Source organism: Streptomyces europaeiscabiei, assembly GCF_036346855.1.
GTDB classification, from domain to species: Bacteria; Actinomycetota; Actinomycetes; order Streptomycetales; family Streptomycetaceae; genus Streptomyces; species Streptomyces europaeiscabiei.
Map to the genome: position 1 here is coordinate 4,755,425 of NZ_CP107841.1, position 25,018 is coordinate 4,780,442.

Below are 25,018 nucleotides of genomic sequence, written 5' to 3' on the forward strand. Positions count from 1 at the left end.
CACGGAATTCCGCCGCCACCCCCGCGTCCGATGTGACCCCGGACACGCCCGAGGGCGGCACTCCCTGCGTCCAGGGAGTGCCGCCCTCGGTACTGAAGGACGGTGATCGACCAGGGTCGATCAGAAGTCCATGTCACCGCCGGGCATACCGCCACCGGCAGGCGCGGAAGCCTTCTCCGGCTTGTCGGCGATGACGGCCTCGGTGGTGAGGAAGAGCGCGGCGATGGAGGCGGCGTTCTGCAGAGCGGAGCGCGTGACCTTCGCCGGGTCGATGATGCCTTCGGCGATCATGTCGACGTACTCACCGGTCGCGGCGTTCAGGCCGTGACCGACGGGCAGGTTGCGCACCTTCTCGACGATGACGCCACCCTCGAGACCACCGTTGACGGCGATCTGCTTGAGCGGGGCCTCCAGCGCGAGACGTACGGCGTTGGCGCCGGTCGCCTCGTCACCCGTCAGCTCCAGCTTCTCGAAGACCGAGGAGGCCTGGAGCAGGGCCACGCCACCACCGGCGACGATGCCCTCTTCGACGGCCGCCTTCGCGTTGCGAACGGCGTCCTCGATGCGGTGCTTGCGCTCCTTGAGCTCGACCTCGGTCGCGGCACCGGCCTTGATGACGGCCACGCCGCCCGCGAGCTTCGCCAGGCGCTCCTGGAGCTTCTCGCGGTCGTAGTCCGAGTCGCTGTTCTCGATCTCGGCGCGGATCTGGTTGACCCGGCCCTGGACCTGCTCGGAGGAGCCGGACCCGTCGACGATGGTCGTCTCGTCCTTGGTGATGACGACCTTGCGGGCACGGCCCAGGAGGTCGATGGAGGTGTTCTCGAGCTTGAGACCGACCTCCTCGGAGATGACCTCGCCGCCCGTGAGGATGGCGATGTCGTTCAGCATCGCCTTGCGGCGGTCGCCGAAGCCCGGGGCCTTGACGGCGACGGACTTGAAGGTGCCACGGATCTTGTTGACGACCAGGGTCGACAGGGCCTCGCCCTCGACGTCCTCGGCGATGATCAGCAGCGGCTTGCCCGACTGCATGACCTTCTCCAGGAGCGGGAGCAGGTCCTTGACGTTGGTGACCTTGGAGTTGGCGATGAGGATGTAGGGGTCCTCGAGCACGGCCTCCATGCGCTCCATGTCGGTCGCGAAGTACGCCGAGATGTAGCCCTTGTCGAAGCGCATGCCCTCGGTGAGCTCAAGCTCGAGCCCGAAGGTCTGCGACTCCTCGACGGTGATGACGCCTTCCTTGCCGACCTTGTCCATCGCCTCGGCGATGAGCTCGCCGATCTGGGTGTCGGCGGCGGAGATGGAGGCCGTGGAGGCGATCTGCTCCTTGGTCTCGACCTCCTTGGCCTGGTCGAGCAGCGCACCGGAGACGGCCTCGACGGCCTTCTCGATACCGCGCTTCAGGGCCATCGGGTTGGCACCGGCGGCGACGTTGCGCAGGCCTTCGCGGACCAGCGCCTGGGCCAGGACGGTCGCGGTCGTCGTGCCGTCACCGGCTACGTCGTCCGTCTTCTTCGCGACTTCCTTGACCAGCTCGGCGCCGATCTTCTCGTACGGGTCCTCGAGCTCGATCTCCTTGGCGATGGAGACACCATCGTTGGTGATCGTGGGGGCGCCCCACTTCTTCTCGAGGACGACGTTGCGGCCCTTGGGGCCGAGCGTCACCTTGACGGCGTCCGCGAGCTGGTTCATGCCGCGCTCGAGGCCGCGCCGTGCCTCCTCGTCGAACGCGATGATCTTGGCCATGTGAAGTGGTCCTCCCGGACAGGGGGTGGATTTCTCCGGACCGTGCTGGCGCCCGCGACGGACGGCTCGCCGGCCTCGTGGTTCCTTGCCCCACATGGCCTGCGGGCCTCACCGACCCGATCCTCGTTGTCACTCTCACCTTCAGAGTGCTAACGCCAATGATTAGCACTCGGCATGCCCGAGTGCAAGGTGCGCCCGCGAAGCGGGCTCGTTGAGGGGTGGTGGTCGGGTGACGGGCGGGCGCAAGCGGCTCTCGATGATCCGCAGGTGAACGCACCCCCGCGCGCCCATGCGCGACCCCCGCCCGCACCCCCGCCCCGGACCCGTGGGCGGCCTCGACCGGTGACCGCGCACACAAGAGGGCTCGCACCCCTTACGGGATGCGAGCCCTCCCACGAAGAACGAAGAACGTCGCTGCGTTAACCCCGGCGCGTTACTTCAGCCGGCCGCGAGCCGGACCATGTCCGCCTGCGGCCCCTTCTGACCCTGCGAGATCTCGAACTCGACCCGCTGGCCCTCTTCCAGGGTGCGGTAACCGTCCATCTGAATCGCGCTGTAGTGGACGAATACATCCGCACCACCGTCGACCGCGATGAAGCCGTACCCCTTCTCCGCGTTGAACCACTTGACGGTGCCCTGAGCCATGCCTAACTCCCCTATTACTGGCCCTTGCACAGATCCACACTTCGCGGATCCGGGTCAGACCTCACCCCCCAACGGTTGGGGGTGTGCGCCGGAACGCGTCGACCGCGGCCGAATGTATCTGTCCAACTGCCCTCTGCAACAGGTCAATCGGACGAGAATTCTGGACACGACCGGTCGGGAATGTACGAACAATTCACCCGAATTCAGGGCAAGTCGGGCCCCACAAAAGGGAAGAAATACGCAAAAGGCCTGCACACTTTGGCTACTTCATATAGGGCGTGCGGCTCAATCAAATATGCGCCCGGCATGGAATCACTATGCCGATCGGACCGGGTTCCCCAACTGTACCGTGCTCAACCATAGAGAATTGCCCCCTCCGCTTCTCTCGCAGAGGGGGCAATTCGATGAACTCTCAGTAATCAAAGTTACCGACGGTTACTACCGGCCGGTACGGCCGGGGTCAGCCGCCGGCGACGGCGGGAATGATCGACACGCCCGCACCGTCCGGCGTGGCCGTCTCCAGCCCCTGCTCGAACCGGACATCGTCGTCATTCACGTACACATTCACGAACCGCCGCAACTTGCCCTGGTCATCCAGAACCCGGGCGGCGATCCCGTTGTGGTTCTTCTCGAGGTCGGCGATCACCTCGGCGAGAGTCGCGCCTTCGGCACTCACCTCGGCCTTGCCGCCGGTGTAGGTACGAAGGATGGTGGGGATGCGAACGTTGACGCTCATGACGTGTGACCTCCGGTCGGGACGGCGGGGTTGGGGGCGCGGGGAACTGCGCGGCCGGCCCCCACCGGCCCGCAGACGAACGACTGGCGAGTCTTACGCGAGACCGGCCTCACGGAACGAATCAAGGTTGGGCCGAATGGTCGCGGTGAGGCCGGTCCCGGCCACCGCGTCCAGCGTCTTCAGACCGTCACCGGTGTTGAGAACGACCGTGGTCAGCGTCGGGTCGAGAAGCCCGTCCTCGATCAGCTTCTTCGCCACCCCGACGGTCACCCCACCGGCGGTCTCCGCGAAGATCCCTTCCGTCCGCGCCAGCAGCTTGATCGCCTCGACGACCTGCTCGTCCGTCACGTCCTCCACGGCCCCACCGGTGCGCCGCGCGATGTCGAGCACATACGGCCCGTCCGCCGGGTTGCCGATCGCCAGCGACTTCGCGATGGTGTTCGGCTTCTGGGGCCGCACCACGTCGTGCCCGGCCTTGAAGGCCACCGACACCGGCGAGCACCCCTCCGCCTGCGCACCGAAGATCTTGTACGGCTTGTCCTCGACGAGCCCGAGCCTGATCAGCTCCTGGAGCCCCTTGTCGATCTTCGTGAGCTGCGACCCGGAGGCGATCGGCACGACCAGCTGGTCGGGAAGCCGCCAGCCGAGCTGCTCGCAGATCTCGTACGCCAGGGTCTTGGAGCCCTCCGCGTAGTACGGCCGCAGGTTGACGTTGACGAAGCCCCAGCCCTCGCCGGCCGGGTCGCCGATCAGCTCGGAGCAGAAACGGTTCACGTCGTCGTAGTTGCCCTCGATGCCGACGAGCTCGCCACCGTAGATGGCGGCCATGACGACCTTGCCCTGCTCCAGGTCGTGCGGGATGAACACGCAGGACCGCAGGCCGGCGCGGGCGGCGGCGGCGCCGACGGCACCGGCCAGGTTGCCCGTGGAGGAGCAGGAGAGGGTGGTGAAGCCGAAGGCGCGGGCCGCCTCCAGTGCCTGGGCGACGACGCGGTCCTTGAAGGAGTGCGTCGGGTTGCCGGAGTCGTCCTTGATGAAGAGCTTGCCGGTGTCGACGCCGAGCGCGGCCGCGAGGTTGTCCGCCTTGACGAGCTGGGTCCAGCCGGGGTTGATGTTCGGCTTGGTGGCCACGTCGGCCGGGACGGGCAGCAGGGGCGCGTACCGCCAGATGTTCGCGGGGCCGGACTCGATCCGCTTGCGCAGCTCTTCGGTTTCGTAGGCGGAGTAGTCGTACGCGATCTCCAGCGGCCCGAAACACTCCTCGCACGCGAAGACCGGCCCGAGGGATACGCGGTGACCGCATTCGCGACAGCTCAGGGCGGCGGCGGGGCCGAGGTCTACTGTGGAGGTGGAGTCGGTGGTGCTTGCAACAGTCTGCGCAGCCATGGAGGCGAGGCCCTTTCTCCTCATCTTCCTCACGACGCACTTCGCCGTGAGACGGATTTGGCACCTTCCCGAGCCGGGAGCCTCGCGGAACGATCAACGGTGGCGCGCCATCGCGCTGCGCCGTCGATCGGTACGAGACCGGCTGGAGGGTTGCCGGGGCTTCATCGGGCCGTATCCCTCTGCCCCTCTGGATGAGCGGTATTTGGTTGTATACGCGGACGAGCACCGACATGCGATGGTCACCAGCGTTGTCCAAGACTGTAACCGAAGGCCAGGACAGTTGAGAGAGCCGTCCGAACCGCGAGATGAACGCAGAGGAGCCGCGCACCGTGCTGAAGGAAGTCGAGCGTTGGCTGAGCACCCGCTCCTGGTCCATGACCGACCGCCCGCTCCACAGGATCATGGCCGCGAAACGAGCGAGCGGCCAGTCGGTCAGCGTCGTCCTGCCCGCGCTGAACGAGGAGGAGACGGTCGGCGACATCGTCGCGATCATCCGTCATGACCTCATGCGGCAGGTCCCGCTCGTCGACGAGATCGTGGTCGTCGACTCCGGCTCGACCGACCGGACGTCCGAGGTCGCGGCGGCAGCCGGGGCGAGAGTCGTCCACCGCGACGACATCCTGCCCCGCATCCCGGCCGTGCCCGGCAAGGGCGAGGTCCTGTGGCGCTCCCTGCTCGTCACGACGGGCGACATCGTCTGCTTCATCGACGCGGACCTCAAGGAGTTCTCGTCCGACTTCGTCTCCGGGATCGTCGGCCCCCTGCTCACCGACCCCGGTGTCGACCTCGTCAAGGCGATGTACGACCGCCCCCTGGGTTCCGCCGCCGGCCAGGGCGGCCGTGTGACGGAACTCATGGCCCGCCCCCTCCTCAACATGCACTGGCCCCAGCTGGCCGGCTTCGTCCAGCCGCTCGGCGGCGAGTACGCGGCCCGCCGCTCCCTGCTGGAACAGCTCCCGTTCCCCGTCGGCTACGGCGTGGAGCTGGGCATGCTGGTCGACGCACTGCATCTGGTCGGCCTCGACGCCCTGTCCCAGGTCGACGTGGGCGTCCGCAAACACCGTCACCAGGACGGTCAGGCGCTGGGCCGCATGTCCGCGGCGATCTACCGGACCGCGCAGCTCCGGCTGGCCCGGGGCCACCTGATCCGGCCCGTCCTGACGCAGTTCGAACGGGGGCGGAACGGGTTCGAGCCGCGGACGCATTCGGTGGATCTGGAGGAGAGGCCGCCGATGGTGGAGATCGCGGAGTACGTGGAGCGGAAGGCGGCGTGAGGGGGTGGGGGGGTGCGGTTCGTGGGGTGCGGTTCGTGGGCGGGTGCGGGTGAGTGGGGGCTGGTCGCGCAGTTCCCCGCGCCCCCGGAAAGCAGGGGCTGCGCCCCGTGCTTTCCGGCCCGCAGGGCCGTCGTCTTTCAGGCCCGCAGGGCCTGGTCTTGAGGGGCGCGGGGAACTGCGCGAGAAGCCCCACCGGACCCGCACCCGCACCCCCCACCCCCATGGACGCTCCTGTATACGGCCGAACCGCACGTTTGACCGCCGAACCCCCGGGCTAGGTTGAGCCTTATGGCATCAACGCACCGCGCGGCTCAGGTACTGGTCGCGTCCAATCGGGGACCCGTCACCTACACGCTGGACGAGAAGACCGACACGCTCAGCGCGAAGCGCGGCGGCGGCGGCCTCGTGTCGGGCCTCTCCGCGATCGACCCTGACTCCGGCGCCGTCTGGGTGTGCTCCGCGCTGGGCGACGGCGACCGCGAGGCCGTACGCCGCGGCGTCGCCGAGCCCGGCGTGCGCATGCTGGACATCCCCGCCGACGTGCACCACGACGCCTACAACGGCGTGGCCAACTCCACGCTGTGGTTCGTGCACCACATGCTCTACCAGACCCCGCTGGAGCCGTCCTTCGACGCGGAGTTCCGGCGCCAGTGGGCGGCGTACGAGACGTACAACCGCGCCTTCGCCGAGGCCCTCGCCCAGGAGGCGGCGGACGGCGCGTCCGTGCTGGTCCAGGACTACCACCTGGTCCTGGTCCCCCGGATGCTGCGCGAACTCCGCCCCGACCTGCGGATCGGCCACTTCTCGCACACCCCGTGGGCGCCCGTCGACTACTTCCGGCTGCTCCCCGACGACATCGCCGCGCAGGTGCTCGACGGGATCCTCGGCGCCGACCGGGCCGCGTTCCTCACCCAGCGGTGGGCGGACGCGTTCACCGAGTGCTGCCGGGCGGTCCTGGGCCCCGGCAGCCCGTCCGGCACCCGGATCGGCGTGCACGGTCTGGGCGCCGACGCGGACTTCCTGCGGGCCCGCGCCCACCAGGCGGACGTCGACGACCGCATGGCCCTGCTGCGGGAACAGATCGGTACGGCCCCGGACGGCACCCCGCGCCGCACGATCGTCCGTGTCGACCGCACGGAACTCTCCAAGAACATCGTGCGCGGCCTGCACGCCTACCGGCAGCTCCTCGACGACCAGCCGACCTGGCGCGAGCGCGTCGTACACGTCGCCTTCGCGTACCCGTCGCGGCAGGACCTCGCGGTGTACCGGGACTACATGGCCGAGGTCCAGCGGGTCGCGGACGACATCAACGAGCGGTACGGGACGCCGGGCTGGACGCCGGTCATCCTCCACCTGAAGGACGACTTCGCGCGGTCCCTGGCGGCGTACCGGCTCGCGGACGTGGCCCTGGTGAACCCCATCCGGGACGGCATGAACCTCGTCGCCAAGGAGATGCCGATCATCTCCGACGAGGGGTGCGTGCTCGTGCTGTCACGGGAGGCGGGGGCGTTCGAGGAACTGGGGGACGACTCGATCGTGGTGAACCCGTACGACGTGGTGGGTACGGCAAGGGCATTGCACGAAGCGCTGTGCCTGCCGGCGGCTGAGCGGGCGGAGCGCACGAAGCGGCTCGCGGCGGCGGCCACTGCGTTGCCGCCGACTCAGTGGTTCCTGGATCAGTTGAGGGCGTTGGAAGAGTGAGAGCCCCGCGCCCCCGAAAGAACCGGGCGCCCTCTCTCGTTCTCTCGTTCTCTCGTTCTTCGTTATACGTGCTCGGCGATCGCCGACAGCAGGTGTACGACCCCCGCCGGGCCGTCCACCACCAGGTCCGCCCGCTCCGACAGCTCCGTGACCTCTGTGCTGCCGCTGCAGACCAGCAGCCCCGGGGTGCCCTCGGTGCGGAGTTTTTCGACGGCGGCGAAGGCGGGGAGGTCGCCGAGGTCGTCGCCGGCGTAGAGGACTGATTCGGCAGCGGTTTCCGCCAGGTACTCGCGGAGGGCGACGCCCTTGTCCATGCCCGGGGGGCGGAGTTCGAGGACCATGCGGCCGGGTTCGACGATGAGGCCGTGGCGGGTGGCGAGGTCGGTGAGCGGGGCGCGCAGCGCTTCGAAGGCGGCCTGCGGGTCGGTGGCACGGCGGGTGTGGACGGCGATCGCCCGGCCCTTCTCCTCGGTCCAGGTGCCCTGCCACGCGCCGACGCTGTCCAGGAGACCGGGCAGTTCGGCGCGGACCGCCGCGACTCCGGGGTGCGGGGCGGGGGCGGTGACCGTGCCGGTGACGGCGTCCCAGCGTTCGGCGCCGTAGTGGCCGAGGACGACGAGGTGTTCCAGGCCGGGGACACCGGCGAAGCCACCGTGGCGGACGGCGACGCCCGCGGGGCGGCCGGTCACCACGGCTACGGAGGCCACCTTGGGGGCGAGCGCGGCGAGCGCGGCGACCGCGTCGGGGTGGGCGCGGGCCTGTTCGGGGTCGGGGACGATCGGGGCGAGCGTGCCGTCGAAGTCCAGCGCGATCACCGTACGGCCGGGGCGGTCGAGGATCGCGTCCAGCGCGTCCCGCCCGGCCGGGGTCACGGGTGTCGGCAAGGTGGCCTTGGGGTTCTCTGCGTCCTTGTGGCTGCCCATGCCTGCGACCCTATCCGTCATCGCTCGGACCGGCGCCCCTCCCGGACTCTTCGCAGCCGGTTGACCGTGACCGGGTCGTGGGCGAGGGCGCGTGGGTCGTCGAGCAGGGCGTTGAGCAGCTGGTAGTAGCGCACGGGGGCGAGGCCGAGCCGCTCCCGGATGGCCCGCTCCTTGGCCCCGGGCCCCGCCCAGCCCTGCCGCTCCACGGCGAGGATCGCCTGCTCGCGGACGTCCAGCTCTTCCATGCGACGACGGTAACGGACGGGTACGACATCGCGCCGTACGGCTGCGGGGTGCGTGGTCGGCTGCGGGTGGGTGGGGCTTCTCGCGCAGTTCCCCGCGCCCCTGAAAGACCACGGCCCTGCGGGCCGAAAAGCACTGGGGCGCAGCCCCTGCTTTTCAGGGGCGCGGGGAACTGCGCGACCAGCCCCCACCGGACCCGCACCCACCGACGCGACCGCAACCGCCCGAGGAGCACGGCCGCGCAGCGACAACGCGCCCCTCAGCCCGCCCGATCCGCAACCGTCGCCGTCTGCTGCAGCTGCTGCAGCACGACCCCCGGCTTCACCCCGGGCCGCACCGCCCGCCCGATCTGCTCCTTGACCGCCGCGCTGACGTCCGCCCAGGACGTCTTGCCGACGGGGTAGAGCTCGGCGTTGGGCAGCTCTTCGAGGAAGGGGCCGAGATCCGCGTCGTCCTTGTCCGCGCCCATCTCCTCGGACGCGGACGCGGTCACCGGCAGCAGGTCGTACTCACGGGAGAAGTCGAGAACGTTCTCGTCGCTGTAGACGAAGTCGAGGAAGTCACCGATCTCGTCACCGTGGCCGTTCTGCTTGAAGGCCATCATCCAGTCGGTGACGCCCATGGTGGCGTGCTCCTGCTCGTCGCGCCCCGGCATGGCGGCCGTGCCGTACTCGATCCCCTGGTCGGCGGCCATCCGCATCAGGCTGGGGTGCCCGTTGAGCATGCCGACCTCACCGCGCGCGAACGCCGCGAACGCGTCGGCACGGTTGAGATCGGCGGGGGCGGTGGGCCCGGTGAGACCCTTGCCGACCAGGTTGTCCTTGAGCCAGGTGAAGGTCCGGACGTTGTCGTCGGAGTCGAGCCGGTAGGTGCCGGCGTCGTCGGTGTAGCCGCCCCCGCCGCTGAGCAGCCACTGCATGGTCTCGGCCTGTGCCTCCTCGGACCCGAGCGGCAGCGCGTACGGGGTCTTGGTACCCGCCTGGTCGAGGGCCTCGGCATCGGCCGCCAGTTCGCTCCAGCTGCGTGGGGCGCTGTCGATGCCCGCCTCGGCGAAGAGCTTCTTGTTGTAGAAGAGGACGCGGGTGGACGCGGCGAAGGGCATCCCGTACGCGATCCGCCCCACCTGGCCCGAGCCGGCGAGCTGAGGAAGGAAACCGGCCTGGACGGGGATGGAGAGCAGCTCGTCGACCTTGTAGAGCCGGCCGGCCGAGGCGTAGTCGGCGTACGTACCCGCCTGCGCCAGGTCGGGGGCCTCGTCGGCGGCGACCATTTCCTTGACCTTGCGGTCGACGTCGTTCCAGGAGTAGACGCTGACGTCGACCGTGACACCCGGGTTCTTCTTCTCGTACGCCTTCACGACCGCGTCCCAGTACAACTGGGAGCTGTTCGCCTTGGAGTCGCCGTAGTCGGCGGCGACCAGCTTCAGGGTGACGCCGGAGCCGTCGGCCTCCGAGACACCGCAGCCCGCAAGCGTCGCCATCAGTCCCAGCGCGGACAGTGCGGCCAGTGCCGCCGTTCCGTTGTTCCTGTTCCTGTTCCTGACGCCGGTCTTCGTCCGCCGCTGCCGCTGTCCCACTCGTACTGCCCCAACCTGTCGCACGGCCCCGCGCACAACAGCCTGAACCACAGGCCCCGCGTTCAAGACCGTCAATCTCTCAACCTCTCGAACTTCTCGAACTTCTCCATAAGGTCTACACCATAAGGTCTATACCACGTAAGTGGACTAGACCTCTCGTGGTCGAAGGGTCACACTGTTCTCCGTGAGACACGTCATCGCCCTCGATGTGGGCGGCACCGGGATGAAGGCCGCACTGATCGGGGCGGGCGGCGAGCTGCTGCACCAGGCGCGGCTCGCCACCGAGCGCGAGCGCGGGCCGGACGCCGTCGTCGGGTCGATCCTCGACTTCGCCGCCGAGTTGCGCGCGTACGGCGAGCGGCGCTTCGACGTGCCCGCGGCCGCCGCCGGGGTCGCCGTGCCCGGCATCGTCGACTCCGGCCGGGGCGTCGCCGTCTACGCCGCCAACCTCGGCTGGCGCGACGTCCCGTTGCGCGCGCTCCTCGCCGAGCGCCTCGGCGGTGTCCCGGTCGCCCTCGGCCACGATGTGCGCACCGGCGGGCTCGCGGAGGGGCGCGTGGGCGCGGGCCGGGGCGCGGACCGCTTTCTCTTCGTGGCGCTCGGCACCGGGATCGCCGGCGCGATCGGCGTCGACGGCCGGGTGGAGGCGGGCGCCCACGGCTTCGCGGGCGAGATCGGCCACATCGTCGTACGGCCCGGTGGCATCCCGTGTCCCTGCGGGCAGCACGGCTGTCTGGAACGGTTCGCCTCCGCGGCGGCCGTCAGCCAGGCCTGGGCGGAGGCCTCTGGCGACCCCGGGGCCGACGCGGCGGACTGCGCCAAGGCCGTCGAGTCGGGCGACCCGCGCGCCGGCGCCGTCTGGCAGCACGCCGTCGACGCCCTCGCCGACGGACTCGTCACCGCCCTCACCCTGCTCGACCCCCGCACCCTCATCATCGGTGGCGGCCTGGCGGAAGCCGGTGAAACCCTGTTCACACCGCTGCGCACCGCCGTCGAACACCGGGTCACCTTCCAGAAGGTGCCCACCATCGTCCCGGCCGCCCTGGGAGACACCGCGGGCTGCCTCGGCGCCGGCCTCATGGCCTGGGACCTCATCACCACCACGGACCCCACGGACCCCACGGACCCCACGGAACCTTCGGAGGTAACCACCTGATGGCCCCCACCCTTTCCGGCACCGGGTCCGACAACAGCGCCCCGTCAAAGGCCGCGCGTCCTGACGCCGGTTCCGCCAGCGCCCTGAAAGGGGCGCGGAGCGACGCTGAACATGCGGCTACCGCCGCGTGGGCGCAACCAGCCCCCACACACCCGCAGTCGCCACCCAAGGCGCACCCTTACGTCCTCGAAGGCGCCAACGTCGTCCTCCCCACCGGCACAGTGAGAAACGGCCGACTCGTCATCAACGGCACCAGGATCGCCGCCGACGCCCCGGAGAACGCCCACACCATCGACGTCCGCGGCCACTGGCTGGTCCCCGGTTTCGTGGACATCCACAACCACGGCGGCGGCGGAGCCTCCTTCACCTCCGGCACCGTCGACGACGTACTCCACGGCATCCGCACCCACCGCCTCCACGGCACCACCACCCTCGTCGCCTCCACGGTCACCGGCGACATGGACGGCCTCGCCCACCGTGCCGGCCTCCTCTCCGAACTCGCCGAGCAGGGCGACATCGCCGGCATCCACTTCGAGGGCCCGTTCATCTCCCCCTGCCGCAAGGGCGCCCACTCCGAGGAACTCCTCCGCGACCCCGACCCGGCGGACGTCCGCAAGCTGATCGACGCGGCGCGCGGCCGGGCGGCCATGGTCACCCTGGCCACCGAACTCCCCGGCGGCCTCGACTCCGTACGCCTCCTCGCCGAACACGGCGTCATCGCCGCGATCGGGCACACGGACGCGACGTACGAGCAGACGGTTCAGGCCATCGACGCGGGCGCGACCGTGGCGACCCATCTGTTCAACGCGATGCCTCCGCTCGGCCACCGCGAGCCCGGCCCGATCGCCGCGCTCCTGGAGGACGAGCGGATCACCGTCGAGCTGATCAACGACGGTACGCATCTGCACCCGGCCTCCCTCCAGCTGGCGTTCCGTCACGCGGGCGCCGACCGGGTCGCGTTCATCACCGACGCCATGGACGCGGCCGGCTTCGGCGACGGCCTCTACACGCTCGGCCCGCTGGCGGTCGAGGTCGTGGACGGCGTGGCCCGCCTGGTGGAGGGCGGTTCGATCGCGGGCTCGACCCTCACCCAGGACCGCGCCCTCAAGCGCGCCGTCACCGTCGACCGCCTCCCGGTCGAGGACGCCGTCGCCGCCCTCTCCGCCAACCCGGCGCGGCTCCTCGGCCTCTACGACCGCGTCGGCTCCCTGGACCCGGGCAAGGACGCCGACCTCGTCCTCCTCGACGCGGACTTCGAGCTGAAGGGTGTGCTGCGGAAGGGCGAGTGGTTGACATCCTCCCCTTCTTAAAAGCGGGGGATTCCAACCCGTTGGGGTTGAGGTTCACGGACGTTCGGCCGCTGGTTGGGCGGTGTCGTCCCTCCGGCACCGGCTGTCCGCCGGGGGCGGGGGATCCCGCCCTGTCCTGCCGCGACGTTGATACTGGCGTTGGTGTCCGCGTTGCAGGTGAAGCCGCAGGAGGAACAGACGAACTCGGCTTGGCTCTTGCGCGAGTTCTTGTCGATCCATCCGCAGGCACTGCACCGCAGACTCGTGTACGGGGCGGGAACGTCCTCGACCCGGCCGGGGGCCTTGTGCCCGGTGCGCTGCCGCAGCAGGCCCCAGCCCTGGGCGAGGATCGCCCGGTTCAGGCCGGACTTCTGCGCCACGTTGTGGCCGGGCCGCTCCACGGTTCCCTTCGCGGACCGGGTCATCGTCTTGATGTCCAGCTTCTCGAACCGGACAAGGTCATAGCAGCGGGCGAGCATGGTGCTGGTCTTCTCGCACCAGTCCTTGCGCCGGTTCGCCTCCCGCGCCTTGAGGCTGGCGGCCTTCGCGTACTCGTCGGTCTTGGCCTTGCTGCCCTTGGGGGGCGCGAGCAGCCCGCCGCTGCCCGGCAAACAAGGTGGACTGGCCTATGGGCTGATCCACAGGCGATCGATCCCCAACCGGCCTGCTCCGTCCGGTCGTTGGCATGTGGTGCGGAGTGCGACGGTCGGCCCGGAGGGACTGGGCCGACCGCCGCTCATTTGGCATGATCGAGCCTCCGCGCAGTCGAGACGCAAGGGGGTTGGTCCCGTGATCCTCACGGTCACACTGAACACCGCTCTCGACATCACCTATCGCGTACGGGACCTGAGGCCCCACGCCACGCATCGGGTGACCGACGTGACCGAACGCCCCGGCGGCAAGGGCCTGAACGTGGCCCGCGTCCTCGCGGCGCTCGGCCACGAGGTGACGGTCACCGGCTTCGTCGGCGGCGCGACGGGCCGGGCTCTGCAGGATCAACTCACGCACACACCGGGTGTGGTGGACGCGCTGGTCCCGGTGAAGGGCGCGACGCGCCGGACGGTCGCCGTGGCCGACGCGAGCGGTGACACGACTCAGCTCAACGAACCGGGCCCGCTCATCGCACCCGCCGAGTGGTCCGCCTTCCAGGAGGCGTACGTCGATCTGCTGCGCTCCGCCTCGGTGGTGGCCCTGTGCGGCAGCCTGCCGCCGGGGGTACCGGTGGGCGCGTACGCGGGCCTGGTCCGTACCGCCCGCACGCTGTCCGTACCGGTCCTGCTGGACACCAGCGGCGAGCCGTTGCGACGCGGGGTGGCGGCCCGCCCCGACCTGGTGAAGCCGAACGCCGACGAACTGACCGAACTCACCGGCTCCCACGAGCCGTCCCGCGCGACCCGGGACGCCCGGCGCCGCGGCGCCCAGGCCGTCGTGGCCTCCCTCGGTCCCGAAGGCGTCCTCGCCCACACCCCCGAAGGCGTCTGGCGCGCCACCCCGCCCCGCCGCTTCCGCGGCAACCCGACGGGAGCGGGCGATTCGGCGGTCGCGGGCCTGCTGTCCGGCCTGATCGACCGCCTCCCCTGGCCCGACCGCCTGGCCCGAGCCGTCGCCCTGTCGGCGGCGACCGTAATGACCCCGGTGGCGGGCGAGTTCGACCGTCAGGCGTACGAGGAACTGGTGGGGCAGGTGACGGTGACGGGGGAGGTTACAGCGGCCTGACGACATCCTGATCGCGGCTGAAAGCCACTCTTGTGGCTAAATACTCCATTGCGTTTCGAACTGGCGTTTGAAATTGTCGTGATCAGCCAACCTCGATCAAGAAAGCGAAGAACTCGCTATGAAGCTACGCCTGCTTGCGCTCGCCGGGGCCACTGTGATCGCCACCCTGCCACTCACCACCGCCCAGACGGCATCCGCCGCGACGAAGTGCCCGAAGAATTACGTTTGTTCGTGGAAGAAGGCCAGCTTCAAGGGGACGAAGCACATCCATAACAATTCAAGCGGGTGCTCCCCGTTCAGCGGCCGATCGGTGTCCAACCAGACCGGCAAGCTCATCACTGTCTACACGGACGAGTCCTGCTACGGCGACAGCATCGACATCGAGACGGGCCACTACTCGTCGAAGACTCCGTGGCGTTTCAAGAGCGTGGCCGTCTGGGGCCAGTGATGTTCTCCGGGCCATGACCCGGGGTAACGCCTTCACCACAGCTAGGGACTTGAGGGCCATCAACTGGCGGCCCTCAACTGTTTGCTTCTACGGGACTGTCACGGCACTACGAGCCCCGAGCCGCCTACTCCGGAGGCTTGAGGTACAGCTGATCGAGATTGGCATCACACTGATTGCCCTCGTTGCACTCGATCTTGATCTCGTTCGTTCCCTTGTTCAGGGTGACGAGGGACCAGGTGTTCTGCCAGCCCTTCGCGTAGTCGCCCTTGGGGGAGTTGGAGAAGTTCTTCAGGTTGAGCGGGCGGCTCTGGACGGTTCCATTCACCACGAGCGTCGCGTCAGCATCCACACCGGGGATGCCGTACTGCACGTACAGGCGGTATTGACCGGCCTCGGCGAGGTCTTCGATCTTCCATGTCACCGACGAACCGACCGAGTTGAAGTTCCCGACATAGAACCCGCCCTCCGACTTGGCGCCGGGGACGTCGGAGGCGATGGCCGCGTTGCCGCCGAGGAGGAGGGTCTTGGCCTCGGCCTTGGGGAGTTCGCCGGCTTTCGCCTTCTTCGACTTGCTGGCCGACGGGCTGGGGTCCTTGCTCTGCTCGGCGGTGGGGGTGGTGGAGGCGCCGGTGTTGTCGCCGGAGGTGTCCTTCGAGTTGTCGCTGAGCATGGCGACGCCGATCCCGATCACCACCGCGGCCACGACGGCGATCGCGCCGATGAGGAGACCCTTGGTGTTGGGGCCACGGCCCCGGCCGCCGCCCCCGCCGTTGCCGTGCCCGTGCTGGCGGGTCGTCGGGGCGCCGCCGGAGAAGCTCTCGGGGGCCTGGTAGTGCGTGTTCGGCTGGCCGGGGCCGCCCTGCTGCTGGCCGTACCCCTGCTGCGGGACCTGCCCGTACTGCGCGGTGGGGGCCTGCGGAGCCTGCTGGGTCTGCTGCCCGTACTGGCGTTCGCCGACCGGTCGCGCCCGGTTGACCGCGTTCGGGTAGCCGTAGCTCGCGCTGGGCGGCTGGGCTCCTCGGGCCTGCCCGTCCTCGTAGAGGTAGCCGAACGGGTCGTCGTCCTCGGGCGTGCTCGCGCCGTTGTTGCCGGGCGTCATCCCTAGGTCTCCTCAGCGGTGCGGTACATACACGTACGGGTGGCGGGTTATTGCGTGGGGGTGTAGGAGAGCGAGCCTACCCGCTCGCGGTGGCCCAAACGGGTGACTCGGACCTCATCGCCTCGCCGACCCACCACCCACCAGGTACTTTCCAGCCGCCGCCCGGCGCTGACCTGGTCTTATCCCTACATGTCGCGGGTGTCACTCCGGCCGCTATCCGGCCCGCCTGTGCTGCCTGGGACGTGATCGTTTCTCGACGTACATCCGCTCGTCAGCTGATTTCAACACCTCGTCCGCCGTCATTCCGCAGTGCGCCCATCCGATGCCGAAACTGGCGCCGACGCGCATCGCGCGGCCGTCGACCCGAATCGGCTGGATGATCTCGTTACGGAGGCGTACGGCGAGGTCCTGGGCGTCCGCGCGGCCGAGGCCGTCGGCGAGGACGACGAACTCGTCGCCGCCGAGCCGGGCCACCGTGTCGCCGTCGCGCACACCCCGGCTGAGCCGCCGGGCCACCTCGATGAGGACGGCGTCGCCCGAGTTGTGCCCGAACCGGTCGTTGATCGACTTGAACCCGTCGAGGTCGCAGAAGAGCACCGCGAGCCCCTTGGCCCCGTCGTCCCGCTCGTCCTCGGGCGCGACGGTGTGCACATGGTGGTCGAAGGCGTCGTACGGCCCGCCGGCCCTGTGGAAGTCGAAGGCGTGCCCGCTGTGTCCCGCGGCCTCGTACTCGTCGAACGACGGGTGCGGCAGCCGCGCCGAATGCTCGGCGGCACCGTGCTCCCCGAACTCGCCGTGCCCGGCGCCGAACTCCCCTGGCACCCCGAACTGCCCGAAGGCCGCGTTCATCGAGTCGGCCGCCGCGCCGGCCGGGAGCGACTGGGGGCGCTGACAGAGACGGGAGGAGAGGCGCGAGCGCAGCTCCGCGGAGTTCGGCAGCCCGGTGAGCGCGTCGTGCGAGGCCCGGTGCGCGAGCTGCAGCTCGCGCCGCTTGCGCTCCTCGATGTCCTCGACGTGGGTGAGCAGGAAGCGGGGCCCGTCGGCGGCGTCCGCTACCACGCTGTTGCGCAGCGACACCCACACGTACGTCCCGTCGCGCCGCCCGAGCCGCAGCTCCGCGCGCCCGCCCTCGGCGGAGGTCCGCAGGAGGGTGCCTATGTCCTCGGGATGGACGAGATCGGAGAACGCATACCGCCGCATCGCCGAAGCCGGCCGCCCGAGCAGCCGGCACAGCGCGTCGTTGGTCCGCAGGATCCGGCCGTGCTGATCGCCGCCCATCTCGGCGATGGCCATGCCGGAGGGGGCGTACTCGAAGGCCTGCCGGAAGGATTCCTCACTGGCGCGCAGCGCCTGCTGCTCCCTTTCGAGCCTGACCAGTGCGCGCTGCATGTTGGCGCGCAGGCGAGCGTTGCTGATCGCGATGGCGGCCTGGAAGGCGTACATCTGGAGCGCTTCCCGCCCCCATGCACCCGGTCGGCGACCGTTTCGCGGCCGGTCCACGGACACGACGCCCAGCAGCTCGCCGCAGGAGGCGCCAGGGGCGCCCGGGGTGTACATCGGGGCGAAGAGCCGGTCGGACGGATGCCACTCGTCCTCGAACCGGGGGGCGGGACCGTCGGTGTACCACTGCGGTACGTCGTCCTCGTCGAGCACCCAGCCCTCGGTGTGCGGTATGAACCGCAGGTCGCCCCAGGCCTCGCCCATGTTCAGCCGGCGGTCCCAGGCGTCGCGGGAGCCGACGCGGCCGGTGATCAGGGCTTCGGCGGCGCTGTTCCCGGCGAGGGCGGCGACGACCAGGTCGCCGTCGGGGCGGACGAGGTTCACGCACGCCAGTTCGTAGCCCAGGCCGTTGACCACACCGTCGGCGACGGTCTGCAGCGTGTCGGCCAGGCTGCGCGCGGTGTTCATGTCCGCCATCACCTTGTGCAGCTGCCGCAGTGTCGTCAGACGGACGTAGGGCTCCGAATCGGTTTCCATTCGCCCTCCCCCCGAGATCTCGTGGCAGCTCCAGGCTCCAGGTAACCTGCTTAACTCGCGGGCTTACTACCGCTTACAGTTCCCGCTTACAGCTTGCAGCTTCCCCGCCACTGAATCACAGCGCGAAGCCCACTCGGTACACAGGGTCAACAAAATATGGCTCCTGTGACTCAAGTCACAACAGAAGATGAGCAATTGAGTGGAGTTTATGCGTTTCCCACGTGCGCTTCCTGAACAGAATTCAGAACTCTGTGTAGGCACTGTGCGCGGGGCTGATCGGGGCTGATCAGGGCGGCCGAGCAGGGCCGAGTGGGACCGACTGGGACCGAGTGGGACTGAGCGCGGCCGGGCGGGTCGCCCTGGTACTAGGTCGTAGGTCCGGGTGGCGGGTCGTGCCCTGGCCCGATGTGGCGGCCGGCCGCCGAGGATTAGCGTGCGGACGTGTCGAAGACCCCGCCCTCAGCCCCGCCGGTGCCACCGCGCACCGATCCTCCGGTTCCTCCCGCTCTTTCCGTTGCTCCGGTTCCTCCCGCTCTACCCGTTCCTGTCGCGCTTCCCATTCCTGTCGCAAATTCGTCGGCCGCCGCGCGGAGCACCCCGGCCACCCACGGTTCCCTGTCCGGCGGGCATGCTGAGGGGGTGAGTGAAGACGAGTTCCGAGCCGCGATGTCCCGACTGGCGGCCGGTGTGGTCCTGGTGACCGCGCACGAGGCGGCGCTGGATCAGGACGGGCCGCGCGGCGAGGACGTCGGCATGACGGCCACCTCGTTCATGTCGGTGTCCCTCGACCCGCCCCTCGTCATGGTCAGCCTCCGCGAGGGTTCCCGCATGGACGACCTTCTCGACGAGCAGCCCCTGTGGGCCGTATCCGTCCTCTCCGACCACCAGCGCACCATCGCCGGCCGCTTCGCCATGAAGGGCCGCGTGAGCGACCGCCTCCTCTTCGACGACCTCTCGTACACCCGGGGCGAAATCACCGGCGCCCCCCTGATCGACGACGCCCTGGCGACCCTGGAATGCCGCACCGAACAACGGGTGACCGCCGGCGACCACACCCTCGTCATCGGCAGGGTCCTGGCTTCGACGTCGCCGGGGTCCGGAGGCGGCCCTCTGGCCTATTTCCGGGGCCGTTACAGGCATTTGGCCCCGTAAAGGCCGGCCCCGCCGGAAGCGTGGGAATTCGCGCGAGCGACCCGATCACGACACTCAGGCGCCTACCACCTACCGATCACCACTTGCCCTCACCCTTGCCCTTGCCGCCTACGCAGGAGCGCCGACCCGGGCCTCAGCCCCAGTCCCGCCCCGACCGCCCCCGCTTGGTGTCGGACCGCTGCTTCTTCTCCCGCAGCCGCCGTTCGTTGATCCCCCTCGGGATACGGGTGGCCCGGCGCGGCCTGGGCGGCGGCGCGGTCGCCTCCGCGAGCAGCGCGGCCAGACGTACGGCGGCGGTCTCCCGGTTGCGCCACTGGGAACGGTGCTCGGAGGCCCGCACGCTGACGACCCCCTCGACGAGGCGCCCCGCGAGCCGCTCCAGCGCCCGCGCCTTCCACACCTCGGGAAGTGCCTCGGTGTTCGCGAGGTCGAACCTCAGCTCGACCTGCGAGTCACTGGTGTTGACGTGTTGTCCGCCGGGACCGGAGGACCGGGAGAAACGCCACATGAGCTCGGCCTCGGGAAGCGAGACGGAGCCACGGATGACGTGAGGACCGGACATGCCCCCATCGTCGCGCGGATGTCCGGTCCACGTCACGCCCTTTTCACCGCGTCCGGCGATGCTGCGTACCGCGCCCGGCCGAAGCTCGGGTAAAGAAAGTAAAAACCGCAGGAACCTCTGGCGCCCCTCCCGACGTTCATAGGGGTACAGGTAGCTTCGTCCCCGGCACGAAGCCCGTAAGGCACGTACGCAACGAGGGAAGGACTCCCAACCATGGCTGTAAGCCTGTCCAAGGGTGGCAACGTCTCGCTCACCAAGGAGGCCCCGGGCCTGACGGCCGTCACCGTGGGCCTCGGCTGGGACGTCCGTAGCACCACCGGCACGGACTTCGACCTCGACGCCTCCGCGATCGCGGTCAACACGCAGGGCAAGGTCTACTCGGACGGCCACTTCGTGTTCTTCAACAACAAGCAGACCCCGGACCAGACCATCGTCCACACCGGTGACAACCGCACGGGTGAGGGCGCGGGCGACGACGAGGCGATCAACGTCAACCTGGCGGGTCTCCCCGCCGACATCGACAAGATCGTCTTCCCGGTCTCCATCTACGACGCCGAGAACCGCTCGCAGAACTTCGGCCAGGTCCGCAACGCCTACATCCGTATCGTCAACCAGGCCGGCGGCGCCGAGATCGCGCGCTACGACCTCTCCGAGGACGCCGCCACCGAGACCGCCATGGTCTTCGGCGAGCTGTACCGCAACGGCGCCGAGTGGAAGTTCCGCGCGGTCGGCCAGGGCTACGCCTCGGGCCTCGTCGGCATCGCCCAGGACTTCGGCGTCAGCGTCTGACGTTTAGACCGTCCGGGGCGCCGATGCCCCGCACCGCACCACACCGCCGAAGGCCCCGCCGCGACGCCCGCCGTCGCAGCGGGGCCTTCGGCCGTCCTGCCTGGCCCCACCACACGCCGCGTCCTCGCACCCGTCTTCACACCCGTCGGCCCTCACACCCGCCAGTCGGCGGAGTACTGGATGTGCAGCGAGGCGGGTACGTGCCGTCGGTTCGGCGGTCGCGACCATGGCCCCGCGCCCAGCTCGACACAGAAGTGTAGGGAGTTATGGGTGGGGGTTGTGAGTGGGGAGTCAGGGGAGCGGAGGGCGGGAATCTAGTCGCTCGGTCCGGGGCCGGTGTCAGACCCGGTCGATAGCGTGCGGGGCATGCTGCTGCTCGAACCACTCCACACGGCCGAGGACGGAACCATTCCCGGCCCCCTCCTCGCCGAACTCACCGCCCTGCACGCCTCCAACCGCGACTTCTACACCCTCAGCGGTGACTTCCCGGACGCGAACGACATCCGTCCCGAGCAGGTGGCTGCGGCACTGTCGGTGGAGCTGGCCAACCCGGACGTGGAGATCCTGCTCGCCCGCGACGGCGGCGGCGGCAGCCTCGGTGACCGCGGCGACAGCGACAGCGCCAGTAACAGCCGGCGGCTCGTCGGGGTCGCCATCACCCTCGCGCGCCATCCCGATCCGGCCGACCCCGACCCGTGGATCGGGCTGCTGCTCGTCGACACGGCGGCCCAACGACGGGGGTACGGGCGGCAGTTGGCGGCCCTCGTCGAGGAACGGTTCCGGCGGGCAGGGCGTACCGCCGTGCGGCTGGCGGCGCTCGACAACAACCCCGGTGCCCTGGCGTTCTGGACGTCTCTCGGTTACGAGGTCGTCGAGCGTCGCCGGGACCGCCAGCTGGGGCGCCCGTGCACGGTGCTGCGCAGGACGCTCCGTACGCCGCGCCGGGCCGCACGGGTCGCCGTACTCGATCCGGAGGGTGCCGTCTTCCTGTTCAAGTACCACAACGAGGAGGTGGGCGTGCACTGGGCGCTGCCCGGAGGCGGTCTGGAAGCGGACGAGGCACCGCGCGAGGGTGCCCTGCGGGAACTGCGTGAGGAAACGGGCTGGACGGACGTGGAGCCGGGCGCCTTCCTCGGTACCTGGGACCATGACTTCATCCGCGCCGACGTCCCCGTCCGTCAGTACGACCAGATGTTCGTGGCCCGGGGGCCCCGCCGTGAGCCGGTCGGTGGCCTCCTCGCCGCCGCGCGCACCAAGGAAGGCATCCTGGCCTGGCGCTGGTGGACCCGCCAGGAGCTCACCGAGGCGGAGGAGGCCGTGTGGCCGCCCGAACTGCTGTCGCTGCTGACGGAGTTCGAGAGGTCGGAGAAATCCGGGAAGTGACGGAACAGCACTCTCACGCCTCCGGCGGCCTGCCCTCCCCGTACAGCCATTCCTCCCAGATCGGCGTCAGGTCCGCGTCCGGAGCCGCCTTCTCCGCGAACTTCTCGACGTACGCCGTGAAGTCGGCCGTGTCCGCGTTGCCGTGGCGGTGAGCGGTCGCCCAGCCCCGGATCAGCCCGAAGAAGGCGTCGTCGCCGACCGCCTCGCGGATCTTGTGCAGGACCATGGCACCGCGTTCGTACACCGGGCTGTCGGAGATACGGGCGGCGCTCGGCGGCTTCGCGGGCGGGAAGTCCCAGACGGCCTCGTTCGAGGCGGCGTCCTGGTGGTAGTCGCCCTCGTACAGCGCGTCGAAGATCTCCTGGGCGGTGTCGCCGCCGTGGTCCTCCTCCCACAGCCACTCGGCATACGTGGCGAAGCCCTCGTTGAGCCACATGTCCCGCCAGCTCTTCGGGGTGACGGAGTCGCCGTACCACTGGTGGGCCAGTTCGTGGACGAGGAGCGAGAGGTCCGGGGCGCCGGGGAAGACGGGGCGGTTCTGGGTCTCCAGGGCGTACGCCACGTCCTCCGGCCTCTCGACGATCGCGCCGGTGGAGGAGAAGGGGTACGGGCCGAAGTTCCCCTCCGCCCACTCGATGACCTCGGGGATCCGGCCGAGGACCGCGCGGCTGTCCTCGGCCTGCGCGGGATCGACGGCGACGTACACCGGAAGCCGACCCGCGCCCGTGCCTTCGTCCGTGCCCTCGCCCTCGCCCTCGTCCGCGCCCTCGCCCTCGTCCGCGCCCACTGTCGAGTGTCGGATCTCGTACGTGCCGATCGCGATCGTGGCCACGTAACTCGCCATCGGCTCGGCGGTGTGCCAGGAGTAGGTCGTACGGCCGCTCTTGGTGGACTCGCTCCTCAACTCCCCGTTGGAGACGGCCCGCAGGCCCTCGGGGACGGTGACCGTGATGTCGTAGGTCGCCTTGTCGGAGGGGTGGTGGTTGCCGGGGAACCAGGTCATCGAGCCCGCCGGTTCGCCCAGCGCGAGGACTCCGTCGGCGGTCGGCAGCCAGCCCTCCCGGGAGCCGTCCGGGTCGGTGATCGTCTCCGGGGCGCCCGAGTAGCGCACCGTCGTACGGAACGTCTCCCCTTCGCGAAGCCCGTTCTCGGGGGTGACGGTCAACTCCTGCCCCGCCCGCTTCCAACGCGCCGCCGCGCCATCGACGGTGACCGACCCGACGTCCATCCCCTTCAGGTCGAGGTTGAAGGAGCCGAGGTTGCGCGTCGCCCGTGCGGTGACGACGGCGGTGGCACGCAGGTGGGCGTCCGCCTCGGTGTCGACCTCGGTATCGGTGTCGGTATCGGTGTCGGTGCCGGTGTCGGTGCCGGCGCCGGTGTCGGCATCGGGCTCGGTGTCGGAGTGGGAGTCGGCATCGGGCTCGGTATCCGTATCGGCCGGGGGTTCGTATCCAAGGGTGAGGGCGTAGTGGGTGACGTCGTAGCCGCCGTTGCCGAGTTTGGGGAAGTACGGGTCCCGGAGGCCGGCGGAACCCCTGCTCTCCTCGGCCGCGCCGCCGCCCCCGGTGCACGACGTGAGCGTGAGTGCCAGCGCGACAGTGAGCAGGGCGGCGGGGACAACCGGTGCGGATCGGGACACGTCGGGGATCCTATGAGGACATGACACCATCGCCTACGTGCTCGACATCGGCTACGCCCTCTCCAACCGCTTCCCCGACCCGCCGCAGACGGACTACCGCCGCGCCGACGTGTACGCGCTGCGGCACGACCTGTTCTGCGGAGACGTCTACCTCGCCGACACCAAGGCGGACCGGGAGCTGTCCACAGCCTGGGGATGGGTGCCGGTGCTGGACTTCGCGTGGGCGCTGTGCGACATCGTGGAACGGCTGGACCAGGACCCGGCCGGGTCCCGTGCCTCCCGGCCCCAGTACGCGGAACTCGACTTCACCGAGTCCACCGACCGCATGCTCTTCGAGCGGCGCTTCGGGTGGGTGGACGTCGAGGCGGACTGGATGCGGGCCGAGGAACCCCCGCTGACCTTCTCCCACACCGAGCTCCGCCGCGAGGCCCGCGACTTCCTGCACGATGTGATCGCCGACCTCTGCGACCTCCACGACGCCTTGGCCGAGAACCCGGCGATCTGGACCCTCCAGTCCCGCTTCCCCAGACTCCCGTAGGGGCGCCGCGGTCGTCTGCGGGCCCGGCGGGAGCGGAGTCTTTCAGGGGCGCGGGGAACCGCGCGAGCAACCACGACGAACCCGCGGTGGGTGTTGAAGGGGCACCGCCCCTCGGGGATGGGAACGGGTAGGGGCGGTGGGGGGCGAACCCCACCAGGCACCCCCGCAGGTCACCCCTCCACCCGAATCCCCATCTCCCCCGCCAACACCGGCGCCAGGTCCATCAACTGGGCCGCGCTGATCACCGCCCCGGACAACCGATCCACCCCCCGCACGATCTCCACCGACGCGGCCCCCCGCAGATCCACATCCACCAGGGTCACGCCACTCAGATCGGCCCCCTTCAACGCGCACCCCACAAACGCGACCCGTTCCAGCCGCGCACCCGCGAAATCCGGCTCGACCAGCACGCAGTCCTCGAAGACCACATCCTTGAGCCGAGCCTCACGCAGGTTGAGGTAGTCGATCTTCCCCCCGCGCACGAGCACCCGCTCCAGCACGGCCCCGTGCAACTGCACCCCGCCGAGCCGCGCATCGACCAGCTCCACGTCACGCAACGTCGCCTCGGCGAGATCCGTGCCGACACCCCGTATCCCGGTGAGGACGGAGTCGAGCACGCGAGCCCGGTGCAGCCGCGTCTCGTCCAGCGCGCAGCCTCGCAGCGCGCAGTCCATGAAACGGGCGCCCCCGCCGTCCTGCCCGGCGAAGTCCTCCTCATGGAACTCCAGCCCGTCATAGTCCCCGTCGGGCTCCAGCCCCCCGCCCGCATACGCCTCCAGCATCGGCAACCGCACCTCCGGCCGCCGCGCCGCCTTCACCACCGACCTCGACCTCGACCCCGACACCGACCTCGCCCTCACCATGCCCCCATCGTGCACCCCGCCACTGACAATCACCCTGACCTGCGCCGACACCCCGCCAAACCACCAACCGACAGCCCCATGTCACATTCCGGCGCCCTCGACCTGTCGTACACGCGGACAGCCGCCAAGACGGCCGACACCGACCGGCACCGACCGGCACCGACCGGCACCGACCGGCAC

General features: G+C 69.8%; 23 protein-coding genes and 1 riboswitch. Of the genes, 10 read left to right on the plus strand and 13 right to left on the minus strand.

Annotated features, from left to right (window positions below):
- Positions 1 to 120 precede the first annotated feature (120 nt).
- The 4 genes from groL to thrC all read right to left on the minus strand — a co-directional run bounded on the left by groL (position 121) and on the right by thrC (position 4,510).
- Complete coding sequence (gene groL, locus OG858_RS20670) at positions 121 to 1,743, minus strand: chaperonin GroEL (protein ID WP_086750074.1); 1,623 nt, start codon at positions 1,741 to 1,743, stop codon at positions 121 to 123.
- 438 nt (positions 1,744 to 2,181) lie between these two features.
- Positions 2,182 to 2,388, minus strand: coding sequence for a cold-shock protein (locus OG858_RS20675; RefSeq protein WP_005486335.1), 207 nt, complete (start codon positions 2,386 to 2,388; stop codon positions 2,182 to 2,184).
- Positions 2,389 to 2,848: 460 nt separating this feature from the next.
- The gene (locus OG858_RS20680; protein ID WP_037688515.1) at positions 2,849 to 3,124 is read right to left on the minus strand and encodes a MoaD/ThiS family protein; all 276 of its coding nucleotides are present in this window, start codon (positions 3,122 to 3,124) and stop codon (positions 2,849 to 2,851) included.
- 93 nt (positions 3,125 to 3,217) lie between these two features.
- Entirely contained in the window at positions 3,218 to 4,510 is a 1,293-nt protein-coding gene (gene thrC, locus OG858_RS20685) for a threonine synthase (protein WP_086750073.1), read from the minus strand.
- A gap of 17 nt (positions 4,511 to 4,527) precedes the next feature.
- Positions 4,528 to 4,708, minus strand: a riboswitch (SAM riboswitch).
- Between the two features lie 131 nt (positions 4,709 to 4,839).
- On the opposite strand from thrC, the gene OG858_RS20690 reads away from it, so the two are divergent.
- Together OG858_RS20690 and OG858_RS20695 are read left to right on the plus strand one after the other, a co-directional pair.
- Positions 4,840 to 5,784 carry a glucosyl-3-phosphoglycerate synthase gene (locus tag OG858_RS20690; protein WP_086750077.1) on the plus strand — a complete coding sequence of 315 codons (945 nt, stop codon included), beginning with the start codon at positions 4,840 to 4,842 and terminating at the stop codon, positions 5,782 to 5,784.
- A gap of 288 nt (positions 5,785 to 6,072) precedes the next feature.
- Positions 6,073 to 7,485: an alpha,alpha-trehalose-phosphate synthase (UDP-forming) gene (locus OG858_RS20695; protein ID WP_086753881.1), complete on the plus strand. Its 1,413-nt coding sequence runs from the start codon at positions 6,073 to 6,075 to the stop codon at positions 7,483 to 7,485.
- A gap of 62 nt (positions 7,486 to 7,547) precedes the next feature.
- Here OG858_RS20695 and otsB read toward each other — a convergent pair whose 3' ends face one another.
- From otsB to OG858_RS20710, 3 genes are all read right to left on the minus strand, one after another.
- Positions 7,548 to 8,408, minus strand: a complete 861-nt coding sequence (gene otsB / locus OG858_RS20700) for a trehalose-phosphatase (RefSeq protein WP_319067816.1) — start codon at positions 8,406 to 8,408, stop codon at positions 7,548 to 7,550.
- Between the two features lie 17 nt (positions 8,409 to 8,425).
- Complete coding sequence (locus OG858_RS20705; RefSeq protein ID WP_086752727.1) at positions 8,426 to 8,653, minus strand: DUF3263 domain-containing protein; 228 nt, start codon at positions 8,651 to 8,653, stop codon at positions 8,426 to 8,428.
- A gap of 257 nt (positions 8,654 to 8,910) precedes the next feature.
- Positions 8,911 to 10,131 (minus strand): extracellular solute-binding protein, encoded by a 1,221-nt coding sequence (locus tag OG858_RS20710; RefSeq protein WP_328545314.1) that lies wholly within the window; start codon positions 10,129 to 10,131, stop codon positions 8,911 to 8,913.
- Positions 10,132 to 10,411: 280 nt separating this feature from the next.
- Here OG858_RS20710 and OG858_RS20715 point away from each other — a divergent pair, with 280 nt between their 5' ends.
- Complete coding sequence (locus OG858_RS20715; protein ID WP_328544640.1) at positions 10,412 to 11,383, plus strand: ROK family protein; 972 nt, start codon at positions 10,412 to 10,414, stop codon at positions 11,381 to 11,383.
- The gene (gene nagA / locus OG858_RS20720; RefSeq protein ID WP_086752731.1) at positions 11,383 to 12,693 is read left to right on the plus strand and encodes an N-acetylglucosamine-6-phosphate deacetylase; all 1,311 of its coding nucleotides are present in this window, start codon (positions 11,383 to 11,385) and stop codon (positions 12,691 to 12,693) included. Before OG858_RS20715 ends, nagA begins: the two co-directional genes overlap by 1 nt.
- Here the strand turns inward: nagA and OG858_RS20725 are convergent.
- Positions 12,690 to 13,283 (minus strand): RNA-guided endonuclease InsQ/TnpB family protein, encoded by a 594-nt coding sequence (locus OG858_RS20725; RefSeq protein WP_256960948.1) that lies wholly within the window; start codon positions 13,281 to 13,283, stop codon positions 12,690 to 12,692. The genes nagA and OG858_RS20725 overlap by 4 nt on opposite strands.
- A 178-nt stretch (positions 13,284 to 13,461) precedes the next feature.
- Here OG858_RS20725 and OG858_RS20730 point away from each other — a divergent pair, with 178 nt between their 5' ends.
- Both OG858_RS20730 and OG858_RS20735 read left to right on the plus strand, forming a co-directional pair.
- A complete protein-coding gene (locus OG858_RS20730) occupies positions 13,462 to 14,388 on the plus strand; it encodes a 1-phosphofructokinase (protein ID WP_086752733.1) in 927 nt (308 codons plus the stop codon).
- Between the two features lie 118 nt (positions 14,389 to 14,506).
- Positions 14,507 to 14,836, plus strand: a complete 330-nt coding sequence (locus tag OG858_RS20735) for a peptidase inhibitor family I36 protein (RefSeq protein WP_086752735.1) — start codon at positions 14,507 to 14,509, stop codon at positions 14,834 to 14,836.
- A 124-nt stretch (positions 14,837 to 14,960) separates the two neighbouring features.
- Here OG858_RS20735 and OG858_RS20740 read toward each other — a convergent pair whose 3' ends face one another.
- Entirely contained in the window at positions 14,961 to 15,935 is a 975-nt protein-coding gene (locus tag OG858_RS20740; protein WP_086752737.1) for a CBM35 domain-containing protein, read from the minus strand.
- Between the two features lie 213 nt (positions 15,936 to 16,148).
- On the minus strand, positions 16,149 to 17,912 hold the full coding sequence (cdgB, locus tag OG858_RS20745; protein WP_319067809.1) for a diguanylate cyclase CdgB: 1,764 nt from the start codon (positions 17,910 to 17,912) through the stop codon (positions 16,149 to 16,151).
- Between the two features lie 639 nt (positions 17,913 to 18,551).
- Here cdgB and OG858_RS20750 point away from each other — a divergent pair.
- Entirely contained in the window at positions 18,552 to 19,064 is a 513-nt protein-coding gene (locus OG858_RS20750; RefSeq protein ID WP_306300431.1) for a flavin reductase family protein, read from the plus strand.
- 133 nt (positions 19,065 to 19,197) lie between these two features.
- On the opposite strand, the gene arfB is transcribed toward OG858_RS20750, so the two are convergent.
- Entirely contained in the window at positions 19,198 to 19,626 is a 429-nt protein-coding gene (gene arfB / locus OG858_RS20755; RefSeq protein ID WP_037688487.1) for an alternative ribosome rescue aminoacyl-tRNA hydrolase ArfB, read from the minus strand.
- A gap of 213 nt (positions 19,627 to 19,839) precedes the next feature.
- Here arfB and OG858_RS20760 point away from each other — a divergent pair, with 213 nt between their 5' ends.
- Together OG858_RS20760 and OG858_RS20765 are read left to right on the plus strand one after the other, a co-directional pair.
- Entirely contained in the window at positions 19,840 to 20,415 is a 576-nt protein-coding gene (locus tag OG858_RS20760) for a TerD family protein (RefSeq protein WP_037688484.1), read from the plus strand.
- A gap of 369 nt (positions 20,416 to 20,784) precedes the next feature.
- Complete coding sequence (locus OG858_RS20765; protein WP_086749340.1) at positions 20,785 to 21,798, plus strand: GNAT family N-acetyltransferase; 1,014 nt, start codon at positions 20,785 to 20,787, stop codon at positions 21,796 to 21,798.
- Positions 21,799 to 21,811: 13 nt separating this feature from the next.
- On the opposite strand, the gene OG858_RS20770 is transcribed toward OG858_RS20765, so the two are convergent.
- Positions 21,812 to 23,467, minus strand: a complete 1,656-nt coding sequence (locus OG858_RS20770) for a M1 family metallopeptidase (RefSeq protein ID WP_328544639.1) — start codon at positions 23,465 to 23,467, stop codon at positions 21,812 to 21,814.
- A gap of 7 nt (positions 23,468 to 23,474) precedes the next feature.
- Here OG858_RS20770 and OG858_RS20775 point away from each other — a divergent pair, with 7 nt between their 5' ends.
- Complete coding sequence (locus OG858_RS20775) at positions 23,475 to 23,975, plus strand: hypothetical protein (RefSeq protein ID WP_319067806.1); 501 nt, start codon at positions 23,475 to 23,477, stop codon at positions 23,973 to 23,975.
- Between the two features lie 170 nt (positions 23,976 to 24,145).
- Here OG858_RS20775 and OG858_RS20780 read toward each other — a convergent pair whose 3' ends face one another.
- On the minus strand, positions 24,146 to 24,838 hold the full coding sequence (locus OG858_RS20780) for a pentapeptide repeat-containing protein (protein ID WP_319067805.1): 693 nt from the start codon (positions 24,836 to 24,838) through the stop codon (positions 24,146 to 24,148).
- Positions 24,839 to 25,018: the final 180 nt, after the last annotated feature.

What these genes read in the sequence shown, in the direction of transcription:
- OG858_RS20695 (WP_086753881.1), top strand. Translation starts at nt 6,073, where the DNA reads ATGGCATCAACGCACCGCGCGGCTCAGGTACTGGTCGCGTCCAATCGG.
- OG858_RS20735 (WP_086752735.1), top strand. Translation starts at nt 14,507, where the DNA reads ATGAAGCTACGCCTGCTTGCGCTCGCCGGGGCCACTGTGATCGCCACC.
- nagA (WP_086752731.1), top strand. Translation starts at nt 11,383, where the DNA reads ATGGCCCCCACCCTTTCCGGCACCGGGTCCGACAACAGCGCCCCGTCA.
- groL (WP_086750074.1), bottom strand. Translation starts at nt 1,743, where the DNA reads ATGGCCAAGATCATCGCGTTCGACGAGGAGGCACGGCGCGGCCTCGAG.
- OG858_RS20760 (WP_037688484.1), top strand. Translation starts at nt 19,840, where the DNA reads ATGGCTGTAAGCCTGTCCAAGGGTGGCAACGTCTCGCTCACCAAGGAG.
- OG858_RS20680 (WP_037688515.1), bottom strand. Translation starts at nt 3,124, where the DNA reads ATGAGCGTCAACGTTCGCATCCCCACCATCCTTCGTACCTACACCGGC.
- OG858_RS20705 (WP_086752727.1), bottom strand. Translation starts at nt 8,653, where the DNA reads ATGGAAGAGCTGGACGTCCGCGAGCAGGCGATCCTCGCCGTGGAGCGG.
- OG858_RS20710 (WP_328545314.1), bottom strand. Translation starts at nt 10,131, where the DNA reads ATGGCGACGCTTGCGGGCTGCGGTGTCTCGGAGGCCGACGGCTCCGGC.
- thrC (WP_086750073.1), bottom strand. Translation starts at nt 4,510, where the DNA reads ATGGCTGCGCAGACTGTTGCAAGCACCACCGACTCCACCTCCACAGTA.
- otsB (WP_319067816.1), bottom strand. Translation starts at nt 8,408, where the DNA reads ATGGGCAGCCACAAGGACGCAGAGAACCCCAAGGCCACCTTGCCGACA.
- cdgB (WP_319067809.1), bottom strand. Translation starts at nt 17,912, where the DNA reads ATGGAAACCGATTCGGAGCCCTACGTCCGTCTGACGACACTGCGGCAG.
- OG858_RS20780 (WP_319067805.1), bottom strand. Translation starts at nt 24,838, where the DNA reads ATGGTGAGGGCGAGGTCGGTGTCGGGGTCGAGGTCGAGGTCGGTGGTG.
- arfB (WP_037688487.1), bottom strand. Translation starts at nt 19,626, where the DNA reads ATGTCCGGTCCTCACGTCATCCGTGGCTCCGTCTCGCTTCCCGAGGCC.
- OG858_RS20675 (WP_005486335.1), bottom strand. Translation starts at nt 2,388, where the DNA reads ATGGCTCAGGGCACCGTCAAGTGGTTCAACGCGGAGAAGGGGTACGGC.
- OG858_RS20740 (WP_086752737.1), bottom strand. Translation starts at nt 15,935, where the DNA reads ATGACGCCCGGCAACAACGGCGCGAGCACGCCCGAGGACGACGACCCG.
- OG858_RS20770 (WP_328544639.1), bottom strand. Translation starts at nt 23,467, where the DNA reads ATGGTGTCATGTCCTCATAGGATCCCCGACGTGTCCCGATCCGCACCG.